15 protein-coding genes are annotated in these 20,399 nt (G+C 54.4%); 13 read left to right on the forward strand and 2 right to left on the reverse strand.

Annotated elements, in window-relative coordinates; translation table 11 throughout:
* Window positions 1–454 precede the first annotated feature (454 nt).
* Both FLT43_RS23685 and FLT43_RS23690 read left to right on the forward strand, forming a co-directional pair.
* Window positions 455–931, forward strand: a complete 477-nt coding sequence (locus tag FLT43_RS23685; protein WP_087440762.1) for a chemotaxis protein CheX — start codon at window positions 455–457, stop codon at window positions 929–931.
* Window positions 932–1,013: 82 nt separating this feature from the next.
* The gene (locus FLT43_RS23690; protein WP_087440761.1) at window positions 1,014–1,790 is read left to right on the forward strand and encodes an SDR family NAD(P)-dependent oxidoreductase; all 777 of its coding nucleotides are present in this window, start codon (window positions 1,014–1,016) and stop codon (window positions 1,788–1,790) included.
* 130 nt (window positions 1,791–1,920) lie between these two features.
* Here the strand turns inward: FLT43_RS23690 and FLT43_RS23695 are convergent, their stop codons facing one another.
* Window positions 1,921–2,175, reverse strand: a complete 255-nt coding sequence (locus FLT43_RS23695) for a DUF2573 family protein (protein WP_006678815.1) — start codon at window positions 2,173–2,175, stop codon at window positions 1,921–1,923.
* A gap of 345 nt (window positions 2,176–2,520) precedes the next feature.
* Between FLT43_RS23695 and FLT43_RS23700 the strand changes: the two genes are divergently transcribed.
* The 11 genes from FLT43_RS23700 to FLT43_RS23750 all read left to right on the forward strand — a co-directional run bounded on the left by FLT43_RS23700 (window position 2,521) and on the right by FLT43_RS23750 (window position 19,280).
* A complete protein-coding gene (locus FLT43_RS23700; RefSeq protein WP_087440760.1) occupies window positions 2,521–3,807 on the forward strand; it encodes a DEAD/DEAH box helicase in 1,287 nt (428 codons plus the stop codon).
* Between the two features lie 184 nt (window positions 3,808–3,991).
* A complete protein-coding gene (locus FLT43_RS23705) occupies window positions 3,992–5,482 on the forward strand; it encodes an ABC transporter substrate-binding protein (RefSeq protein ID WP_087440759.1) in 1,491 nt (496 codons plus the stop codon).
* 81 nt (window positions 5,483–5,563) lie between these two features.
* Window positions 5,564–7,054, forward strand: coding sequence for an ABC transporter substrate-binding protein (locus FLT43_RS23710; protein ID WP_087440758.1), 1,491 nt, complete (start codon window positions 5,564–5,566; stop codon window positions 7,052–7,054).
* A gap of 80 nt (window positions 7,055–7,134) precedes the next feature.
* Window positions 7,135–8,628: an extracellular solute-binding protein gene (locus FLT43_RS23715; RefSeq protein WP_087440757.1), complete on the forward strand. Its 1,494-nt coding sequence runs from the start codon at window positions 7,135–7,137 to the stop codon at window positions 8,626–8,628.
* A 1,242-nt stretch (window positions 8,629–9,870) separates the two neighbouring features.
* Window positions 9,871–11,319: an ABC transporter substrate-binding protein gene (locus FLT43_RS23720; RefSeq protein ID WP_087440755.1), complete on the forward strand. Its 1,449-nt coding sequence runs from the start codon at window positions 9,871–9,873 to the stop codon at window positions 11,317–11,319.
* Window positions 11,320–11,526: 207 nt separating this feature from the next.
* Window positions 11,527–12,933: an ABC transporter substrate-binding protein gene (locus FLT43_RS23725; RefSeq protein ID WP_244194041.1), complete on the forward strand. Its 1,407-nt coding sequence runs from the start codon at window positions 11,527–11,529 to the stop codon at window positions 12,931–12,933.
* Window positions 12,934–13,120: 187 nt separating this feature from the next.
* Window positions 13,121–13,972, forward strand: a complete 852-nt coding sequence (locus tag FLT43_RS23730) for an extracellular solute-binding protein (protein ID WP_244194040.1) — start codon at window positions 13,121–13,123, stop codon at window positions 13,970–13,972.
* 149 nt (window positions 13,973–14,121) lie between these two features.
* Window positions 14,122–15,528, forward strand: a complete 1,407-nt coding sequence (locus tag FLT43_RS23735) for an ABC transporter substrate-binding protein (RefSeq protein ID WP_087440753.1) — start codon at window positions 14,122–14,124, stop codon at window positions 15,526–15,528.
* 45 nt (window positions 15,529–15,573) lie between these two features.
* A complete protein-coding gene (locus FLT43_RS23740) occupies window positions 15,574–17,037 on the forward strand; it encodes an ABC transporter substrate-binding protein (RefSeq protein ID WP_087440752.1) in 1,464 nt (487 codons plus the stop codon).
* Window positions 17,038–17,256: 219 nt separating this feature from the next.
* Window positions 17,257–18,039, forward strand: a complete 783-nt coding sequence (locus FLT43_RS23745; protein WP_087440751.1) for an ABC transporter ATP-binding protein — start codon at window positions 17,257–17,259, stop codon at window positions 18,037–18,039.
* Complete coding sequence (locus tag FLT43_RS23750; RefSeq protein WP_087440750.1) at window positions 18,027–19,280, forward strand: ABC transporter permease; 1,254 nt, start codon at window positions 18,027–18,029, stop codon at window positions 19,278–19,280. The genes FLT43_RS23745 and FLT43_RS23750 overlap by 13 nt, the downstream gene beginning before the upstream one ends.
* Window positions 19,281–19,360: 80 nt before the next feature.
* Here FLT43_RS23750 and glpX read toward each other — a convergent pair whose 3' ends face one another.
* On the reverse strand, window positions 19,361–20,380 hold the full coding sequence (gene glpX / locus FLT43_RS23755) for a class II fructose-bisphosphatase (protein WP_087440749.1): 1,020 nt from the start codon (window positions 20,378–20,380) through the stop codon (window positions 19,361–19,363).
* Window positions 20,381–20,399 lie beyond the last annotated feature (19 nt).

The raw sequence follows: 20,399 nt of genomic DNA on the forward strand, positions 1-20,399 counted from the left end.
AGCTGTTTGCGCAGACAGATTCGACATTAATTAAGGAAATTCGACACCATCTCTATTCTATTTATCGCCCAAAAAAAGGTCTTTCTTAATACCTATTATAAATAGAAGGGAGTTTTCTTCTGAATAATTTTGCATTTCCTATTTTGCTCTTGAAGATTAGGTCTTTGGTCATAGAAGATTGCTTGATTGAAACGGCGCCAATCTCTTCAGAACAGCGTCATCCACGATTGCATAAGCAAAATCCATCGGTTTATCATAAAAATAAAGCTGAGGGAATCATTCTTTATGCTCGGAACTATATAAATATACAAAATTAATGAAATTGAGATAAATGTTTTAGTGATCGATGCGAGTGTTTTTAGTATAATAGTCATATAAAAATGGGTAGGTAGGACGTTCGAATGAGGTTCGGACATCACTCCCTTATTGTCGGAAAGGGGCGAAAGATACAAAGATGAAAGCCGAGTGGATTCATCCTTTTTTGCAATCGGCGTGCACAGTCATTGAGCAAGTCGTGCAAGTCCGTCCGGAACGGGGAGAGCTTGAGATGCTATCTTGGAGCGGGTCTCATGATTTTCGTATCCAGATAGGGATGACAGGGCAATTATCGGGCCATGTGGCGTTCGGATTAAATGAAGATGTTGCCATTAAGATGGCTTCGGCGATGATGGGAGGCTTCCCGCTGGAAGTGCTTGATGCCATTGGAGAAAGCGCGATTTCGGAGCTGGGGAATATGATTAGCGGGAATGCGACGACGTTGATGTACAATCAAGGGCTGCACGTTGATATCACGCCGCCTCAATTGCTGCTCCCCTCCAACTCGGGACCGATTCAACAGGCGATGGCGGTGCCGCTCATTATTGGAGACATCGGACGGTTTGATGTGCTCATGCATATCGGATATAGTGATAAGGTCAGTATTGTATCCTGACGCATGATGCAAGGTCTGCGGCGAGCTGCAGCGCCAGGAATGGCGGACTGCAGGCGAGGCAGGCCCAAAGGAGCAGCAGGTAATGGATTGGACAGGGAAAATTGTGCTCATCACTGGAGCGTCGAGCGGCATTGGGGCTCTGACCGCCCAAGCCGTCGCGGCAAAAGGAGCCGTTCCGGTGTTGACGGGACGTTCGCGGAACAAGCTGGAGGCCGCCGTTCTGGGCATAACAGCGGAGCATGCCGTCTATACGATGGACGTGACGAGCGACGATGACGTGGAACGTGTCATAACTGATGTCCTGAAGCGGTTCGGCCGTATCGACATCCTGCTCAACAATGCGGGATACGGGGAGTTCGAGCGCGTTACGGACATGAGCGTGGCCCGATTCGCCGGCATGATGGACGTTAATTATATGGGGGTTGTGCGCTGCACGAAGGCGGTGCTTCCGCATATGCTGGCGCGCCGCGACGGTCATATCGTGAATATTGCCTCTATGGCAGGCAAGATCGGCTCACCCAAGTCTGCCGGCTACAGCGCGACGAAGCATGCCGTGCTCGGGTTCACGAATGCGCTTCGGATGGAGCTGGCGGGAACTGGCGTGGCCGTATCGGCCGTCAATCCGGGACCTGTCGATACGCCCTTCTTCGAACTGGCTGATCCTTCCGGCCAGTATGTGAACAATGTCCGCTGGTTCATGATGCCGCCGGAGAAGGTGGTGCGCCACCTGCTTCGCATCATGGAGACGCGCAGACAGGAAGTGGACCTGCCGTGGCTGGGAGCCTTGGGCATACGCTTCTATTCTCTCTTTCCCCGCATATCCAATCGTATCGCAGCCAGATTGCTGAACAAAAAATAAGCGCCGCTATGGGCGCTTAACGAATGTTATCGGCTCGGGAGGGAAGAACTGCAGCCGGTCCGCTCATCCTATGCCGCCACGGAATGCGGGCTAGCGGGAGCGGACTTGTCGCAGCAGCCGGCACAGAGCGTCAGGAACTGGAGCCGCCCTGCCGATGCGCCTCGTTCATTTGCTTAATCTCCTCGAACAGCGCCCGTATTTCCGCCTTTCCTTCCGGATGGGCATCGTTCCAATGCCGAGTCAGGTTCGGCATCGTCTTATGCATTTGATTATACAGAGCCCACCGCTTCACCTTGTCGACGGTGGCCGGATCGGAATGCCCCGTCAGCAGCTCGGCATATTTTTCAACTAACCGTTCGAATGCGGGTTGCGCAGCTTCACTCATATTAGGTCCTCCTTTTTCCTGTTACGATGATGATCGATGCCTCACCATTACGGTCCGCGATTTGCGGCCCCTTCGATTGCTTTCATACTTCCGCTTTATATTCCAGCATGTCACGAACAAGAGTAGATGATGCATTATGATGGCTCGGGCCGGCTTCAGGAGCTGCCCTATGATTGCGCATAATCTGCATTTATGGTTAATTGTACCACATTTCGCGGTCAAGACGGGCCGATCAAGGACGAAAAGTTTGGTGGCGGCGCTTCTTTTCGCTATAATAGAGCCATGGATACCGAAGTTGAGTTAGATATACATACATGAACGGATGTCATGTCATAGAGAGGAACGATGCAGTTGAGCACCACGTTTGCTTCCTTGTCGATTACCGAGGAATTGTTAGCCAAGCTTCAAGCGAAAGACATTACCGCTCCGTCTCCCGTACAGGCGGAAGCGATTCCGGCAGCGCTGGAGGGCCGCGATATTCTGGCCCAGTCGCAGACCGGAACGGGCAAGACACTGGCTTACCTCTTGCCGGTATTGATGAAAATAGACGCCTCGCATCGAGGCACGCAGGCGGTTGTCATTGCCCCGACGCAGGAGCTGGCGATGCAGATCGTGCGCGAGGCGGAGTACTACGGCGAGGGAAGCGGCATTCATGTCGCCGCGCTCATTGGCGGAGCTGCGCTGAACCGCCAGGTGGAGCGGCTGCGCGACAAGCCGCAGCTTGTCGTCGGCACGCCCGGCCGGATCCGGGAACTGATTGAGATGCGCAAGCTGAAGATGCATGAGGTCCGCATGATCGTCGTGGATGAGGTCGACCATTTGCTGCAGAAGGGCGGAGCCCGCGATACGGACATGGCGATACGCAGCGCGCTGCGCGATCGGCAGCTTCTCTTCTTCTCGGCGACTCTCCCTCAGGAGGTTCGGGAACTGGCCGCTCGCTTCATGCAGGCGCCGGCGGAGATCGGAATCGAGCCGGACAAGCGGATGGCGGACACGATTCAGCATCTGTATGTGGCCGTTGAACGCGACAAGATCGACATGGTCCGCCGTCTTATCCGGCTGTGGAACCCGAAGCGGGCGATCGCGTTCGTGAATGACACGAACCGCATCGGAGAATGGGAGGCGAAGCTGGCCTATGCCGGCCTGTCGGTTGCTTCCCTGTACGGGGATGCGCCGAAGCAGGAGCGGGCAGCCGTGCTGCGGCGCTTCCGCGATGGCCAGGTCCAGGTGCTCCTGGCGACCGATGTCGCGGCCAGAGGATTGGATATCCCGGATCTGCCGCTCGTCATCAGCATTGAGCCGGCGCTAGATGCGGAGCACTATATTCACCGCGCCGGCCGCACCGGCCGGATGGGCCGCCAAGGAACGTCCGTCAATCTGATTACGCCGCAAGAGCGGTTCATTATGCGCAAGTTCGAACGCGAGCTTGGAATTACGATCGCCGAGCGCGTCTTCTACGAAGGGCGCCTGCACGACCCGAACGCGAACCGGGGCGGGGGCAAGCCGAACCGCAAGCCGCGCGGCGCGCGCGATGCCGCCGGAGCTGCCAGGAAGGCGCAGCCCAAGTCGGAGCGTCACCAGGAACGGAAGGACAAAGGCGCCCCGAAGTGGCTCAAGGATAAACGCACGTAATTAGGAGGAAAAGGTCGAGCACCGCTGAATGGGCATCATTCGGCGGTGCTTTTGCATTTGGAAAGGAATTGGCATCGAGTCTAGTAAAAACATAACAAAAACATAAAGTTTCCTGTATATGGTTGAACCGGGCTATGTCAACCGATATACTGAATTTGGAATGGGAAAAGGAGGAGAACGGACTGTGGTAAGGAAATGGAAGATTGCTCTGCTTCTGACCCTCGTCGTTGCGATGCTAAGCGGCTGCTTCGGCGAGAAGCCGGTGCTTGAGGAGCTCGGGAAGGACGGCAAGGGGAAGATTAAAGTTGTCTATTATAACGAAGAAGCCTTTTACTCGGAGTATGGCAATAGTTTTAATGTGAAATATCCGGATATTGAATTTGAAGTGATCGATCAGCAAGAAATGTACCGGGAAATGCAGAATAATGAAGATGCCGATTATCGGGAAGAAACGAGGAAGTTCCTGGACAAGCATAAGCCGGACGTATTGATGGTTGATTTGTCCACGATGGAGAAGATGGCCCAGGAAGGCAAGCTCTATAATCTGGACGCCGTTATCGCTCAGGAGCAATTCGATCTGGACGGATTTATGCCGGGCCTCATCGATATGATTCGAGCCAAGGGAGGCGGTTCGCTCTACGGACTGGCCCCTAATTTCTTCACGAGTGTAATCTACTATAATGCCGGGTTGTTCCGGGAGCATAATATCGAACCGCCGCGCAATAAAATGACTTGGCAGGAGCTGATCGATCTGTCGAGCCGCTTCTCGGGCATCGGATCGGGCGAGAATCAAATTTATGGCTACTACGAACGATATGGCACTGTGGACCAACTGCTGAATAAAATAGCGCAAGCCTCCTCGCTGCGCCTGTTCGACGCCAAAGGGGAAAAGCTCGTCTTCAATACGGATGGGTGGAAGCAAGCGATGAAGATGGCTTCAGACGCGATCCGGAACAAGTCGATCTATACCCAACCAATGGATGAAGGCAATGAACGTGTATTTATGGGCGACGACGATCTCTTTTTCAAAGGCAAGGCAGCGATGATTATCGATGGACCTTGGATGGTATCCCAATTCAAGAATCGCATGATGTGGGATAAAGAAGCAAAGGAAATCGACTGGGGCATGGTGACCGCGCCTGTCGATCCGTCGAATCCGGATGAATCATCGTATTCGAGTCTGAACGAAGTATTCGCTATCGCGGCGGATTCCCCGAACAAGCGGGCGGCGTGGGAGTTCGTCAAATTCGTGAACGGGACGGAAATGGCCAAGGCGGCCTCCCGCTCTTCGCGGGGATATCTGCCGACACGGAACCAGTTCATGAAGGAAATTGAGGGCAAAAGCACGGAGCCGTTCTATTTGCTGCGGCCGAAGGCGGACTACGAGTCGATGTGGGGCGGAGCAAATGTGAAAATGCCGCGAGATTTCTACGATGACTTCACTAAGATTCTGGCCAAAGAAATGAAAGCCGTGGTCGACAACAAGAAGACGGTGGAGGAAGCCGCCGCCGCCATACAGGCGGAAGGCGAGGCAGCGCTGCAAAAGGGCAGAGAAGCGGAAAAAGCGCGCAAAGCGGCCAAAAATAGTGCAGAAGGCGACAGCGGCAAAGCCGCAGAGGAGAACAAAACTGAGGATTCAGGCAGTGCGGAGGCAACCACATCCGAAGGGGATTGACTAGCATAGAATGCAAGACATGACTTATGGCCGCTGACACAAGTTGGCGGCCTTTTTATTTCGTAAAGGGGGAGACAATAGTTGGCGAAAAAATGGAAGATCGTTGTGCTTCTGACTGCAGTTGTGGCCATGCTCGGCGGCTGCCTCGGCGAGAAACCGGTACTTGACGAGCTGGGGAAGGACGGCAAGGGGAAAATTAAAGTCGTATATTATGACGAAGACAATTTTTATCGTGAATACGGCAATTACTTTAACGTCAAATACCCGGATATTGAATTTGAAATCGTGAACATGAATGAAATGTACAAGGACTTGGAAGGGAAGGAGAATGTCGATTACGAGGCGGAGCGGCTGAAGTTCTTGGAGAAGCATAAGCCCGATGTAATGATGGTCAGTCTCGAGAATATGGAGAAGATGGTCCAGGAAGGCAAGCTGTATAATCTGGATGCCGTTATCGCCCAGGAAAAATTCGATCTGGAAGGATATATGCCGGGCCTGATTGACATGATCCGAGAAAAAGGAGGCGGTTCGCTGTATGGACTGAGTCCGAATTTCTATACTAGTGTCATGTATTACAATGCCGAGCTGTTCCGGGAGCATAATATCGAACCGCCGCGCAACAAGATGAGCTGGCAGGAGGTACTCGATCTGTCGAGCCGCTTCGCCGGCATCGGCTCAGGCGAGGATCAAATCTATGGTTACTATGAGCGTTACGGTTCGCCAGAGAATCTGCTCTATAAGATGGCTGAAGCTTCCTCGCTCCGTCTGTTCGACCCGAAGGGGGAGAAGCTCATATTCAACACGGACGGGTGGAAGCAGTTGATGAAGCAGGAGACCGATTCGATCCGGAATAAGGCGGTATATACGATGCCGCCGAGCAATCATGAAGATCGTGTATTTAGGGGAGACGATGATCTCTTTTTTAAAGGCAAAGCTGCGATGGTTATAGAATCTCCATGGTTCTTAACCCAGATTAAGGATCGCCATTTATGGGATAAAGAGTCGAAGAAAATCGATTGGGGCATGGTAACCGCGCCTGTCGATCCGGCTTCTCCCGATGAAACGTCATATGCAGGTCTGAGCGAAATGTATGTCATCGCGGCGGATTCCCCGAACAAGCGGGCGGCGTGGGAGTTCGTCAAGTTCGTCAACGGGCCGGAAATGGCCAAAGCGGCCTCCCGTTCAATGAGAGGCGATCTGCCGACACGGACGCAGTTCATGAAGGAAGTAGACGGCAAAAGCACGGAGGCGTTCTATATGCTGCGGCCGAAGGCGGAATCCGGCTCGATGTGGGGCGGGTCGAACGTCCAAATCCCTTATGACTTCCATTCGGCCTTCAGTACCATTCTGTCGAAGGAATTGCAGGCCGTCATCGACAACAAGAAGACGGTGGAGGAAGCGGCGGCCGCCATCCAGGCAGAGGGCGAAGCGGCCCTGCTAAAGGCCAGGGAAGAGGACAAAGCGCGTAAAGAGGCTGAACAGAAAGTAAAAGGTGAGAGCGGCAAAGCAGAAGAAGAGAACAAAACAGAAGGCTCTGGCAGCGCGGAGGCAGGAACAGCAGAAGGAGATTGACCAGCGTAGAATGCAAGACAGGACATTGGCCGCTGACATAGGTTGGCGGTCGTACCGTTTGTAGAGGAGGAGAATCTATTTTGCTTAAAAAATGGAAGATTGCTTTGCTTCTTACCATGGTGGTTGCCTTGCTCGGCGGCTGCTTCGGCGAGAAGCCCGTATTGGACGAGCTGGGAAAGGACGGCAAGGGGACAATTAAAGTTGTCTATTATGATGAGGATAACTTTTATCGGCAATACGGTAATTATTTCAATGTGAAATATCCGGATATTGAATTCGAGATCGTAAGTATGCAGGAAATGTACCGGGATCTGCAAGACAAAGAAAATGTCGATTATGAAGAAGAGCGGTTGAAGTTTCTGGAGAAGAACAAGCCGGATGTACTGATGATCGATTTGGAAATGATGGAGAAGCTTGCCCAGGAAGGGAAGCTGTATAATCTGGATTCGATCATTACTCAGGAAAAATTCGATTTGGAAGGGTATATGCCGGGCCTTGTCGACATGATTCGGGAACATGGCGGCGGTTCGCTGTACGGACTGGCTCCGTCTTTCTATACTAGTGCCATTTATTATAATGCCGAGCTGTTCCGGGAGAATAACATCGAACCGCCGCGCAATAAAATGACATGGCAGGAGGTGCTTGATCTGTCGAGCCGCTTCGCAAGTGTCGGTTCAGGCGAGAATCAAGTCTATGGCTACTATCAGCGCTATGGAGGAGGACCTCAAGATCTCTTTTTGGATGTTGCAAACGGATCCTCGATGCGGTTTTTCGACGCCAAAGGGGAGAAGCTCGTCTTCAATACGGACGGATGGAAGCAGGTGGTGAGGCTCACAACGGACGCGATCCGGAACAAGGGGGTATACACTCAACCGAGGGATGAGGGGGACACCCACAGATTTTCGTCGGATGAAGATCTCTTTTTCAAAGGCCGTGCCGCGATGATCATGGGGGACTCATGGTTCATATCTCAAATCAAGAACCGTATCATGTGGGATAAAGAGGCCAAGCCAATCGACTGGGAAATGGTATCCGTACCTGTCGATCCGGCTTCTCCTGACGAGTCTTCGTACGCGAGTCTGCACGAAGTCTATGCCATCGCGGCGGATTCGCCGAACAAGCGGGCGGCGTGGGAGTTCGTCAAATTCGTGAACGGGCCGGAAATGGCCAAGGCAGCCTCCCGTTCGATGGAGGGCAACCTTCCGACGAGGAACCAATTCATGAAGGAAATCGACGGTAAAAGCACGGAGGCATTCTATTCGCTGCGGCCGAAGGCGAAGTACGAATCGATCTGGGGCGGACGGGATGTTGAAGTACCGTCCACTTTCTACGGGGATTTCCGAACGCTCCTGGATAAGGAACTGAAGTCTGTAATAGACAACAAGAAGACGGTCGATGAAGCTGCCGCCGCCATCCAGGCGGAGGGTGAAGCAGCCCTGCTGAAGGGCCGGGAAGAGGACAAAGCGCGCAAAGAGGCTGAACAGAAAGCAAAAGGCGAGAGCGGCAAAGCAGAAGAAGAGAACAAAACAGAAGGCTCTGGCAGCGCGGAGGCAGGAACAGCAGAAGGGGATTGACCAGCGTAGAATGCAGAAGATGACTTTTTTTGGCCGCTGACATAAGTTGGCGGTCTTTTTATTGATCAAGGAGGAGAACCTATTTTGTTTAAAAAATGAAAAATCGTTTTACTGTTGACTCTGGGAAGCCTCGCTGCAGAATAGCAACCTGATCGAACGGAGCCGATATTCAGGGGGCAAAAAGTAGTATCTCACTACAGTGAGACAGCCACCCTGATTCTCAAAGCTCGAATCGATGAACATCATGTACCATTCAGGCTGTTGAGAAAGTCCAAAGGAATTTTGGGTACTTCATCAGGACTTGTCTCTCAGTAGAAAAATTTTATCTGATCGAAGTGCCTGAAAACTGCACAATGAAATGTCTTTCCCATAGGGGAAGTCCTCAAATTTGCACGGTTTCTCAAGACACGTTGATTCGGTAGGCAAAATCTTGCGCAAAGACAGCAATTCGATAGGGACGACTTCGCCAGAAAGGGAACCCTGTAAAACGGCAGCAATTTCACCCGTTTCTCTTCGACTTAGCTCAAAAGGGCCTAAAATGATGTAGCTGTGCAGTAATTCCTCGAAATGTAGACTCATTGAGCCGAAATTCCTGTAAAATAGCAGCAATTCCCTCCACACGTTAAAACCCCAGGATATTATGATGTCTCCAGAAGGCGATGACGCTCTGAATGCCAAGTTTCGATTAGGTAATCACCCCTCCGAAAAAAACAGGGGTTTTCCAACAGCCTGACTTTTGCAGGAATTTCATCAAATAGCGGCTTAAAAAGGAGAAATTGATAGCATCCACGCAGCATTTTCACTGCTCCATCCATCTTCCACCGTTTTGCCAACCCGCCATTTTTCGATCTGTACAGTCTCTATGCGAGCGTTTCCGTTTTTTTCGCATCCACATTCTCTGTTGACTCGTCACCTCAATCATTTTGCAATGCCTATGAGACATCCCCTGTTCCGTTGATGCGGGCATCTTCCTTGCAGTTGCCTCAGTGGCACATTCAAGGAGAACGGTTCGTTGTAACAAGAGGGGATCGTATGGATCCGCCGCGCCACCAGATGAGCTGGGAAGAAGCTGCTGGAGCTGTCAAGCCGCTTCAAGGACACTCCAACAGGGACCAGAACGAATGGAGATTCTTAAGATTCTTAACATTCACTGATCGATTCGCTTAACTTTTCCTTTATCTGGTTGAAGAATCTAGGGACGGCCGCTATACTTTGGTCTGGAATGAAAGGGAGGAGTACGGATTGAGACAGAAATGGAAGGCGGCCATTTTGCTGCTTGCGGTGATTTCTATGCTGGGGGGCTGCTTCGCCGAGAAACCGGTGCTCGAAGAGCTGGGGCCAGATGGCAAAGGGAAAATCAAAGTGCTCTATTATGACGAAGAGAGCTTCTTTAAGGAATTTGGCAGCCCATTTAATTTGAGTTACCCCAATATTGAGTTGGAGGTGGTAAGCACCGCTCCAATTGGACGGGAAATGCAGGTCAACGGCACGACCTATGAGGAAGAATATATCAAGCATATCGAGAAGAACAAGCCGGATGTTCTGATTGTGAGCAGACGCGACCTGTTCGATAAGCTGGCGGAGGAAGGCAAGCTGTACAACTTGGAGGCGATTATCGAACAGGAGAAGTTCGATCTTGAAGGCTATTTGCCCGGGTTCGTCGATTTGCTGCGGGAACGCGGGGGCGGCTCGCTATACGGTCTGGCGCCGTACTTTTCGACCTCGGTCATTTTCTATAATGCCGATCTGTTCCGAGAGCATCACATTGAACTGCCGCGCAACAGGATGAGCTGGAAGGAGCTGCTCGAACTGGCGAGCCGGTTTGCGGAATACGGTTCCGAAGACGATCCGATCTACGGGTTGGTTAATCAGTACGGACGAGCCGACAGCATTTTTTTTGATGTAGCCGAGAGCTTGTCGTTGCGGCTGTTCGATGCGAAAGGGGAAAAAACCACGTTCAATACGGACGGTTGGAAGGAAGCGATGGAGCTGACAGCCAACGCGATTCGCGGCAAAGCGGTTTTTTCGACGTTGTTGGAACCGCGATTCCGATATGGTGAGGTTGATGTTAATCAGAGCGAGAATTTCTTCCAAGGCAAGGTCGCGATGGTGCTCGGAACGCCCTGGTTCATGCACGAGCTTACGGAGTATCCGAAATATGATAAAGAAGCAAGCCCAATCGATTGGGGCATCGTGACCGCCCCTGTCGATCCAGGGAATCCGGATCAATCACAGTATGTGTCTCTTCGCGACGAATTCGCTATCCTGGCCGATTCCCCGAACAAGCGGGCTGCTTGGGAATTCGTGAAGTATGTGAACGGTCCGGAGAGGGCGAAGGCCGCTTCCCGTTCCTTGAGGGACTTGCGGGACGAGCTGCCGACAAGAGGGGAGTACATGAAAGAACTGGACGGCAAGAGCCTGGAGCCTTACTTTATGCTGAGACCGAAGGCATCGAGCGGAACGGTATGGGGCGGACCGAACGTGAAGATCCCGCCGGGCTTCTACTGGAACTTCACGAATCTGATTAAGCAGGAGCTGAGAGACATGATCGAGAACAATAAACCGGCCGAAGCCGCCGTGGCCAGGATCGACGAAGAAGGCAACGCTATCCTCAAGCAAGAACGAGAGAGAGAGAAGGCGGAGGCAGAGGAGATGCGGAGGAAGGCGCTAGAGAATGCCGCGAAGAAGTAAGAGATGGAGAAGCTTGATCGGAGGCCGCTGACTTAAGTCGGCGGTCTTTTTTTCGGCAGACAAGGACCCTTAAGAGAGCGGAAAGGAGTGGAGATTCTTAATATTCTTAACATTCACGTTGTGATTCGCTTAAGATTTCCTTTATCTGGTTGAATGGTCTGGGAGCGGCCGATATACTTGCTCTGGAATGAAAGGGAGGAGAAGGAATTGAGACAGAAATGGAAGGCAGCCATTCTGCTGCTAACGGTAATCTCTTTGCTAGGAGGCTGTTTTGCGGAGAAGCCGGTGCTCGAAGAGCTGGAACCGGAGCGCAAGGTGAAAATTAAAGTCATGTACCACAACGATGAAAGCTTTTATAGGGATTATGGCAATGGCTTTGATGCGATCTTTAATGACAAATATCCCAACCTTGAGTTCGAATTCATCAGCCTCATTGAAATGTACCCGGATATTGAGAAGAATGGGACGAGCTTTGAGGAAGAGTATCTCAAGCTGATTGAGAAGAACAAACCGGATATCCTGTTTTTCACCAAAACCGACCTGTTCGAGAAGATGGCGCAGGAAGGCAAGCTGTACAATCTGGACCCGATCATCGCACAGGAGAATTTCGATGTTGACAGTTACATGCCCGGACTTATCGATATGATGCGGCATTATGGGGACGGCTCGCTATACGGCTTGGCTCCGTCCTTTTATACGAACAACCTTTACTATAACGCCGAGCTGTTCCGGGAATATCAGATTGAACCGCCGCGCAATCAGATGAGCTGGCAAGAGGTGCTGGAGTTATCGCAACGCTTCGCCGGCCTGGGTTCCAAGGATAAGCCGATTTATGGCTTGACGGAGGATTTCGGCCGGGTGGAAGAGCTTCTGTTCGGGATAGCGGCGACCTCGTCGCTGCGCGCGCTGGACGCGAAGGGAGAGAAGCTGGCATTTAACACGGAGGGCTGGAAGGAAGCGATGGAATTGGTAGCCGATGCGGTTCGCAGCAGAGCAGTATTTGCGTATCCATTGGAAGAAGACGTGAGATATTTGCAGACTGAGCCGTTTCTCAGGGGTGAAGTCGCGATGGTGCTCGGGTCAGGCATGTTCCTGAATCAAATGTTGGAAGGTCCGATGCAGGATGATGGGAAGGAGATGGAGTGGAACATGGTCACGGTTCCCGTCGATCCGGCATCACCGGACGAATCGCCATTCGTAGAGTTGAACGGAATCTATGCAATCGCAGCCGATTCCGCGAACAAGCGGGCCGCGTGGGAATTCATGAAGTACGTGAACAGCCCGGAAATGGCGAAGGCCCTATCCCGCTCTCCGCATGCCGGCCTGCAGACAAGATCCGGCTTCACCAAAGAAATCGCCGGCAAAAGCACGGAAAGCTTCTACCTGCTGCGGCCGAAGGCCGGGGGCGGTTCCATCTGGGGAGGCTCGAACGTGAACCGGCCGGATGAGTTCACTTTTGGCTTCCCGAATCTGGTGGAAAAGCAATTGTACGAAATGATCGAGAACGGGAAGTCTGCCGAAGCGGCGGCGGCCGCCATCGAGAGCGAGGGCAACGCGCTCCTTGAGCAGGCCCGGGCGGCGCAGAAGGCAAAGGCGAAAGCCGGCAAGAAGTAGCGTACAGAAGCGTGGAGAGCCCGATTCCAATGGAAGAAGGCAATTGGATAAGGCTTCCCGCAGAACAAAGATATTGTGACGGCCGCCAGCGCAGGTTGACGGCCGTTTTTTGCTTGGCGACCGATGAGAGGATGACAGGAGCGGCCGATATGTTCCGGGAGCAAATATTGAACCGCCGCGCAATCAGATGAGCTGGACAGAATTGCTCGAATTGCCGAGCCGCTTCGCTGGCCTCGGTTCCGGTGACGTTCGGATTTATGGTCTCTCGGATGAATACGGCTTTGCCGACGACTTGCTGTTTACGTTGGCAAGGAGCTTATCGTTACGAGTGCTGGACGCAAAGGGGGAGAAGATCAACTTCCATACGGAGAGCTGGAAGGAAGCGTTGGAGGTGACAGCCAACGCAATTCTCGGCCACACGGTCTATACGGCTCCGCTGAAGCCGATCGCTTCAGGCACGATCCTTCATTCGCGGACCGAGCAGTTTTTCCAAGGCAAACTGGCGATGATGATCGGATCGTCCTCGCTCATAGGCGAGCTCCGCAAGCACGAAAAAGAAGTCAATTGGGACTTCGTGACGGCGCCCGTCGATCCGGCTGCGCTGGAGGAATCCGGTTTTGCGTACGTGTACGATATTTATGCGATCGCGGCCGATTCTCCGAACAAGCGGGCTGCCTGGGAATTCGTGAAGTTTATGAACGGTCCGGAAATGGCGAAGGCCAAGTCCCGTTCCTTCCGGGGCGACCTGCCGACAAGGGTGGACTACATGAGAGAGGTGGACGGCAAAAGCATGGAGCCTTTCTATATGCTGCGGCCGCAGGCATTGCATGCGTACTTATGGCGGGGGCTTGACCGTGAATTCCTGTCCGGCTTCCGTACGAATTTCTCGAACCTGGTCCTCAAGGAATTGAAGGAGATGGTCGAGAACGGGAAGTCTGCGGAGGAAGCCGCGGCCGCCATCGAGAGGGAGGGCAACGCGCTCCTCGAGCAAGCGCGGGAAGCGAGAAAGGCGGAGACGGCGAAGACCGGGATGAAGTAGACCCGATCAAGGCCGGAGCGGAACCATTGCACATTCCTTAATAGTTCTTAACATCTCCTATTGATTTGATTAAGATTTCCTTTATTTGGTTGAATGATGCGGGAACCGCCGATATACTTGCATCTTGTAACGAAAAGGAGGAGAACGGATTGAGAAAGAAATGGAAGGTTGCCATACTGCTGCTTGCTGTGATTTCTTTGCTGGGGGGCTGCTTCGGCGGGAAGCCCGCGCTTGAAGAGCTGGACTCCGAGGGCAAGGGAAAAATTAAAGTGCTCTATTATGACGAGGGCAGCTTTTATAGCGATTACGGGAACAACTTCAATGTGAAGTATCCCAATATTGAGTTCGAGGTCATCAACACGGGCACAATCTATCAGGATATGCAGGAAAACGGGACGAGCTATGAGGAGGAATATCTCAAGTTTATCGAGAAACACAAGCCGGATGTCATTATGACGGGTTCGGACAGCTTCGAGAAGCTTGCGCAGGAAGGGAAGCTGTACAATCTGGACACGGTGATCGAGCAGGAGAAATTCGGTCTTGACGGATATATGCCCGGGCTCGTCGATATGCTTCGGGAACGCGGCGGCGGCTCGTTATACGGCTTGGCTCCGTACTTTAATGCCTCGGTCGTCTACTATAACGCCGATCTGTTCCGAGAACATCAGATTGACCCGCCGCGCAATCAGATGAGCTGGAAAGAACTGCTCGAATTGTCGAGCCGCTTCGCGGGCATCGGTTCCGGGGACGATCAGATTTATGGTTTGTCCGATGAATTTGGTCAAGCCGAAGGCATGCTTTTTAATGTGGCAAGCAGTTCGTCGCTCCGGGTGTTCGACGCGAAGGGGGAGAAGATCACCTTCAATACGGACGGCTGGAAGGAAGCGATGGAGCTGACAGCCAAGGCGATTCGCGGCAAAGCGGTCTATACGGCTTCTCTGGAGCCGGAAAAAGAAAATACGATGTTTTTTTTGCAGACCGAGCAGTTCTTCAAGGGCAAAGTCGCGATGATGTTCGGATCGAGCTGGCTCATGAGCGATCTTCGGAACCGGCCGAAGTATGACAGCGACATCCAAGAAATCAATTGGGACTTCGTTACGGCGCCCGTCGATCCGGCTGCGCCGGAGGAATCGGCCTTTACGGTGTTAGATTCTATCTATGGGATCGCGGCCGATTCCCCGAACAAGCGGGCGGCTTGGGAGTTCGTGAAGTTCGTGAACGGCCCGGAGATGGCGAAGGCCGCTTCCCGTTCCTTCCGGGGCCAACTGCCGACAAGGGTGGACGCGATGAAAGAAGTGGACGGCAAAAGCACGGAAGCCTTCTATATGCTGCGTCCGAAAGCTTCGGGCGGGTCCGTATGGGGGGGCTCGAACGTGAATTTCCCGGACGGCTTCCGCATGGCCTTTTCGAATCTAATCATTAAGGAATTGAAGGCGATGGTCGAGAACGGAAAGTCTGCGGAGGAGGCCGTGGCCGTGATCGAGACCGAAGGCAATGCGGCCCTGCAGCAGGCGCGGGAGGCGGCCAAAGCGAAGGAGCAGGCCGGGAAGAAATAAGCTGCCGCTTAGCAAAGGGCGAATGACAGAAGGAGAGAAGGCGGAGTGACAAACAAGTGGAGGCCCGTCCTGCTGCTGCTAGCGGTGATTGCTGTGCTGGGCGGGTGCATGGGCAAGACTCCCGTGCTGGAGGAGCTAGGGGAAGACGGCGCGGGGAAGCTGAAGGTCATGTCTTACAGCGAAGCGTTATTTTATGAAGAATACGGTAATCAGTTTAATATGAAGTATCCCAATATTCAGTTCGAAGTCGCGAGCATCCAGGAGATCTATAAGGATATGGATGAGCTGTCTCTCAGCTATCAGGATGCGTTCATGAGGTTCGTCGAAAAAAACAAGCCGGATGTCATTATATGTGAATACGGCCAATTCGAGCAGTTGATTCAGGAGGACAAGCTGTATAATCTGGATGCGATTATCGCCGAGGAGACATTCGATCTCGATGGGTACTTGCCCGGGGTCATCGATGTGCTTCGGGATACCGGCGGCGGATCGGTATACGGGCTCGCCCCGACGCTGGATACCGCGGCGGTCTTCTATAACGCCGAGCTGTTCCGGGAGCATCATATCGAGCCTCCGCGGAATAAGATGACCTGGCAAGAACTGTTAGAATTGTCGGAGCGCTTCGCGGCGATCGATTCCGGAGAGGAGCGCTTGTATGGTTTGTCCGAGCAGTACGCCTCGCCCGCCATGTTGTTCTATGAGATCGCGGAGACATCGTCGCTGCGTCTCGTCGATGGGAAGGGAGAAAAGGTTATCTTCAACACGGAGGGGTGGAAGGAAGTGCTGGAGATGGTGAGCGGGGCCATCCGGAGCCACGCTCTGCATGCCCCGTCTCCGAAGCTGGACTCGGATACATCCGTTTCTATGCTCACGGATTCGCCGTTCTTTCGCGGCAAATCCGCGATGGTCATCGGCAACTTCTTCTTCTTCACAGATCTGCGCAACCGGCCGCAATATGATAAGGACGCGCAAAAAATCGATTGGGGCGTCGTGACCGTCCCCGTCGATCCGCAATTCCCGGACGTGTCGCCTCATATTAGACCCGCCACGATCTTCGCGATTCCGGCGGATTCCCCGAACAAGCGGGCCGCCTGGGAATTCGTGAAGCATGTGAACGACCCGGAAAAGGCGAAGGAGGAATCGCGGACGCTGGGCAGGGGACTTCCGGCCAGGAGCGAGTTCTTCACCGAAGTGGACGGAAAGAACGTTGAGGCATTATATATGCTGAAGCCAAAAGGAAAATGGGGACTCTGGGGAGAATCGGATCGTGACATTCCGAGCTCATTCTTTCCTTCCATGTACGACCTGCTGGAGCGAGAAATTATGGCGGTAGCCGACGGTAAGAAAACCGTCGAAGAAGCGGCCGCTGCTATCGAACGCGAAGGCAACGAGGCGCTCAAGCAAGCGCGGAAGGCGGCGGAGATGAAGCGGGAGGCCGCGAAGCAGCCCGCCGAAGACGCAGGCTCGGCGCCGCAAGAGGACCTGGAAGGAGCAGCCGAAAGCGAGTAAGGAGCCGGGCAGGTGGGATATCGCCCTGGTCCCCGCGCTTAAGATCGTGTACCAGCGTGTCCTGAGCATATCCCACGTGTGCCCCGAGCGTGTCTCGATCGTGTCCCGCGCTTACTCGGAGCGTGTCCCGAGCCGAAGCTTCCGTCCGCGCCTGCATGATACCGTTGGGTTCGCATCCCCGCTTCGTGTCCGGTATAATAGGCGGTGAGGTGACGATATATGGAATCTTTATTACATATTGAGCGGTTGACCGGCGGCTACAGTGTCGGCCGACCGGTTCTCCACGATATTAACTTCACGGTCGAAGCCGGCCAGATGATCGGGTTGATCGGGCTGAACGGCGCCGGCAAGAGCACGACGATGAAGCATATTCTTGGGCTGCTTGAGCCGCAGTCCGGCAAGGTGACGCTGCAGGGCCGCACGCTGGCTGAAGCGCCGGAGCAGTACCGGGCGGCATTGGCGTATGTTCCCGAGTCACCGCTGCTGTATGACGCCTTGACCGTGCGCGAGCATCTGGTCTGGACGGCGACCGCTTACGGGGTGGACAAGGCCCGATTCGAGCAGCGGGTGGCCGAGCTTGCGCAGTTGTTCCAGATGGAGCCGCATCTGGATAAGGCGGCTCAGCATCTATCCAAGGGCATGAAGCAGAAGACGATGCTGATGTGCGCATTCGCGGTTCGCCCTCCGCTCTATATCATTGACGAGCCGTTCCTTGGCCTTGATCCGCTCGGCATCCGTTCGCTGCTTCAATATATGAAGAGCGTCAAGGAAGAAGGAGCGGCGCTGCTCGTCAGCTCGCATATTTTGTCCACGATCGAGCATTATTGTGACGGCTTCGTCCTGCTGCACCAAGGTAGAGTGCTGGGGGCGGGCAGCCGGGAGGAACTGCGGAAGCAGTGGAGCAGCCAATCCGGACGCCCTGCCGAAGAGCGGCTCGAGGATCTCTTCTATACGTGGGTGACCGACGCGCAGGAGGGCGGTGATCGTCCATGGAACGGATAACTCCTGGGGAAGCCGGCGGAACCGCGCCGTTCGACGCCGTCCGGTTATGGCAGGAGCGCCGGCAGCGGTTTTGGAGGCAAGTCATCCCTTATATAGGCTATGTCGCGCAGAGCGGATTGGCCATAGTGCTCGTCTTGGGATTTATCACCGGGACGGCATTTTACGCCAATTATCTGGATCATATTCCGCCTGGCTTTCCGGTTCGCGAGCTGGTGCTGCTTCTGGTCGCGCCGGCGACGGCTTACATGACCTACCGTACGTTCCTGGAGCCGCCGGATCTGGTCTTCCTGCTCCGGGTGGAAGGACGGATGGCCGATTACATGAAGCGAAGCATCCGCTACAGTCTCATCCCGAGAATGCTGCTGCCGCTGGCGGTATGGACCGTGCTGTGGCCGTTGTACCATCGGGCGGATCCGCAGCCGAAGCATTTTGCGCTGATGCTGGCGGTGATTATATTGTTGAAGTCTGTCGCTGCCGCCGGCAGCTGGGGCGAACGGCAGATGAGCGATCCGTCTCTCCGCAGAGCGGGCCAATGGCTTCGCTATGCTTGGGTCTGGGGATCCATGGCGAGCTGGCTGTGGCTGAGCGTTCCGGCGGCAGCGCTGATTACGGGAACGGCGGGACTAGGTTATATCGGCTGGACGCTTACCCGGAGCAGGCTCCGTTTTCCATGGGAGCGCCACATCGAGACGGAGCGGGTTCATATGAGCCGGGTATTTCTGTTTCTTTCGAACTTCGTCGACATTGCCGTCACGGAAGAGCGCCGGTATATGCGGCCTTGGCTGAAGCGGTTCGGCGATCGCCATGCCTGCCGGCCTCATGCCGCTTACCGGTATTTGCTGGCGAAGACATTCGCCCGCAGCGAGCTGCTGGGCATTCTGATGCGCCTCACCGTCATCGGCTTGCTCGCCATATTGTGGGTGCGGGACTCCGTCTGGAGCGCAGCGGCCTACGGGCTGCTCCTGCTCGTTATCGGAGCCCAGCTCCATACCTTGTTCACGTATCACCGTCATGATGTCATGCGAAGCATTTATCCGCTGCCGCCTCACGCCCGGCATGAGGCCGCGCTGCGCATGAGCACGGCCATCCATCTAAGCTGCGCCATTGTCCTGCTAATCCCGCTCTGGCTGGGCGCGACGGCTTGGAGCTTCAAGGGAGCCGCCGCTGCGGGCGGGTTGGGGCTTGTGCTCTTGTTCCGGCTCAAGCGCGCCAAGGGGCGGGCGGATGATGATGAAGCCTAGAGACAGCAAGAAGGGTATCCGGCGCTTAAGGGCGCAGGGATACCCTTCTTCGTTATTCGGCGGAGAAGGAGCTCCGCCATCTATATCACATCGGAGCGTCTGTCTGCCGAGGCCGACGCGACCTCCGGGATAACGGCATCCGGCTGCAGGGAGCAGGGATCCATCGCGTGCAGCGTTCGGACGAAGCGCAGCGTTCCGGTCTTCGAGCGCAGCACGAGCGAATGCGTCTCTGCGTAATTGCCAGATGTGTTCCGCACTCCTTGCAGCACATCTCCCGGCGTGATCCCGGTCGCCGCGAAGATGACATCGCCTCGCCCGCACAGATCCTCCGTATGCAGCAGCCGATCGGGAGGGTGAACTCCCATCGCCAAGCACCGGTTCCATTCGTCTTCGCCGGCTGGCATAAGACGAGCCTGCATCTCTCCGCCCATGCAGCGCAGAGCGGCTGCGGCCAAGACGCCTTCCGGTGCGCCGCCCGAGCCGACATAGAGATCGACGCCGGACTCCGAGAAGGCCGTGGCCAGCGCGCCTGCCACATCGCCCGCCTCGAGCAGCTTCAGCCGGACGCCGGCGCGCCGCAGGGCAGCGATCTCGGCGGCATGGCGTTCCCGATCGAGAATAGACACCGTCAACTCCGATACATCGCGTCCCAAGACGGTGGCCGTCTTCCGGACCGTCCATTCAAGCGGATCATCTAGATGAAGGTGACCTCTTAGCCGCGGTCCGCAGGCCAGCTTGCGCATATACATATCGGGTGCATGAAGCAGCTGTCCCCGGTCAGCAATAGCGATGACGGACAATGCTCCGTTCAATCCTTTGGCGACCAATTCCGTGCCTTCGACGGGGTCTACCGCGACATCCGCCTCCGAGCCTTCGCCGGATCCGACCGATTCTCCGATGGCGAGCATCGGGGCCTCGTCCATTTCTCCCTCCCCGATAACCACCGTACCTTGAATCGGAACCGAAGCGAACATGCTGCGCATCATGCGGGTCGCCGCGTCATCCGCCTCATCGGAACGCCCCCTGCCAACCCATTGCGCCGATGCCAGGGCTGCCGCTTCGGTGACGCGAACACATTCCAAACTTAATTGACGATCCATACTTCTTCACCACTCCTGA

It is taken from the genome of Paenibacillus thiaminolyticus, assembly GCF_007066085.1.
Taxonomy (GTDB): Bacteria; Bacillota; Bacilli; order Paenibacillales; family Paenibacillaceae; genus Paenibacillus_B; species Paenibacillus_B thiaminolyticus.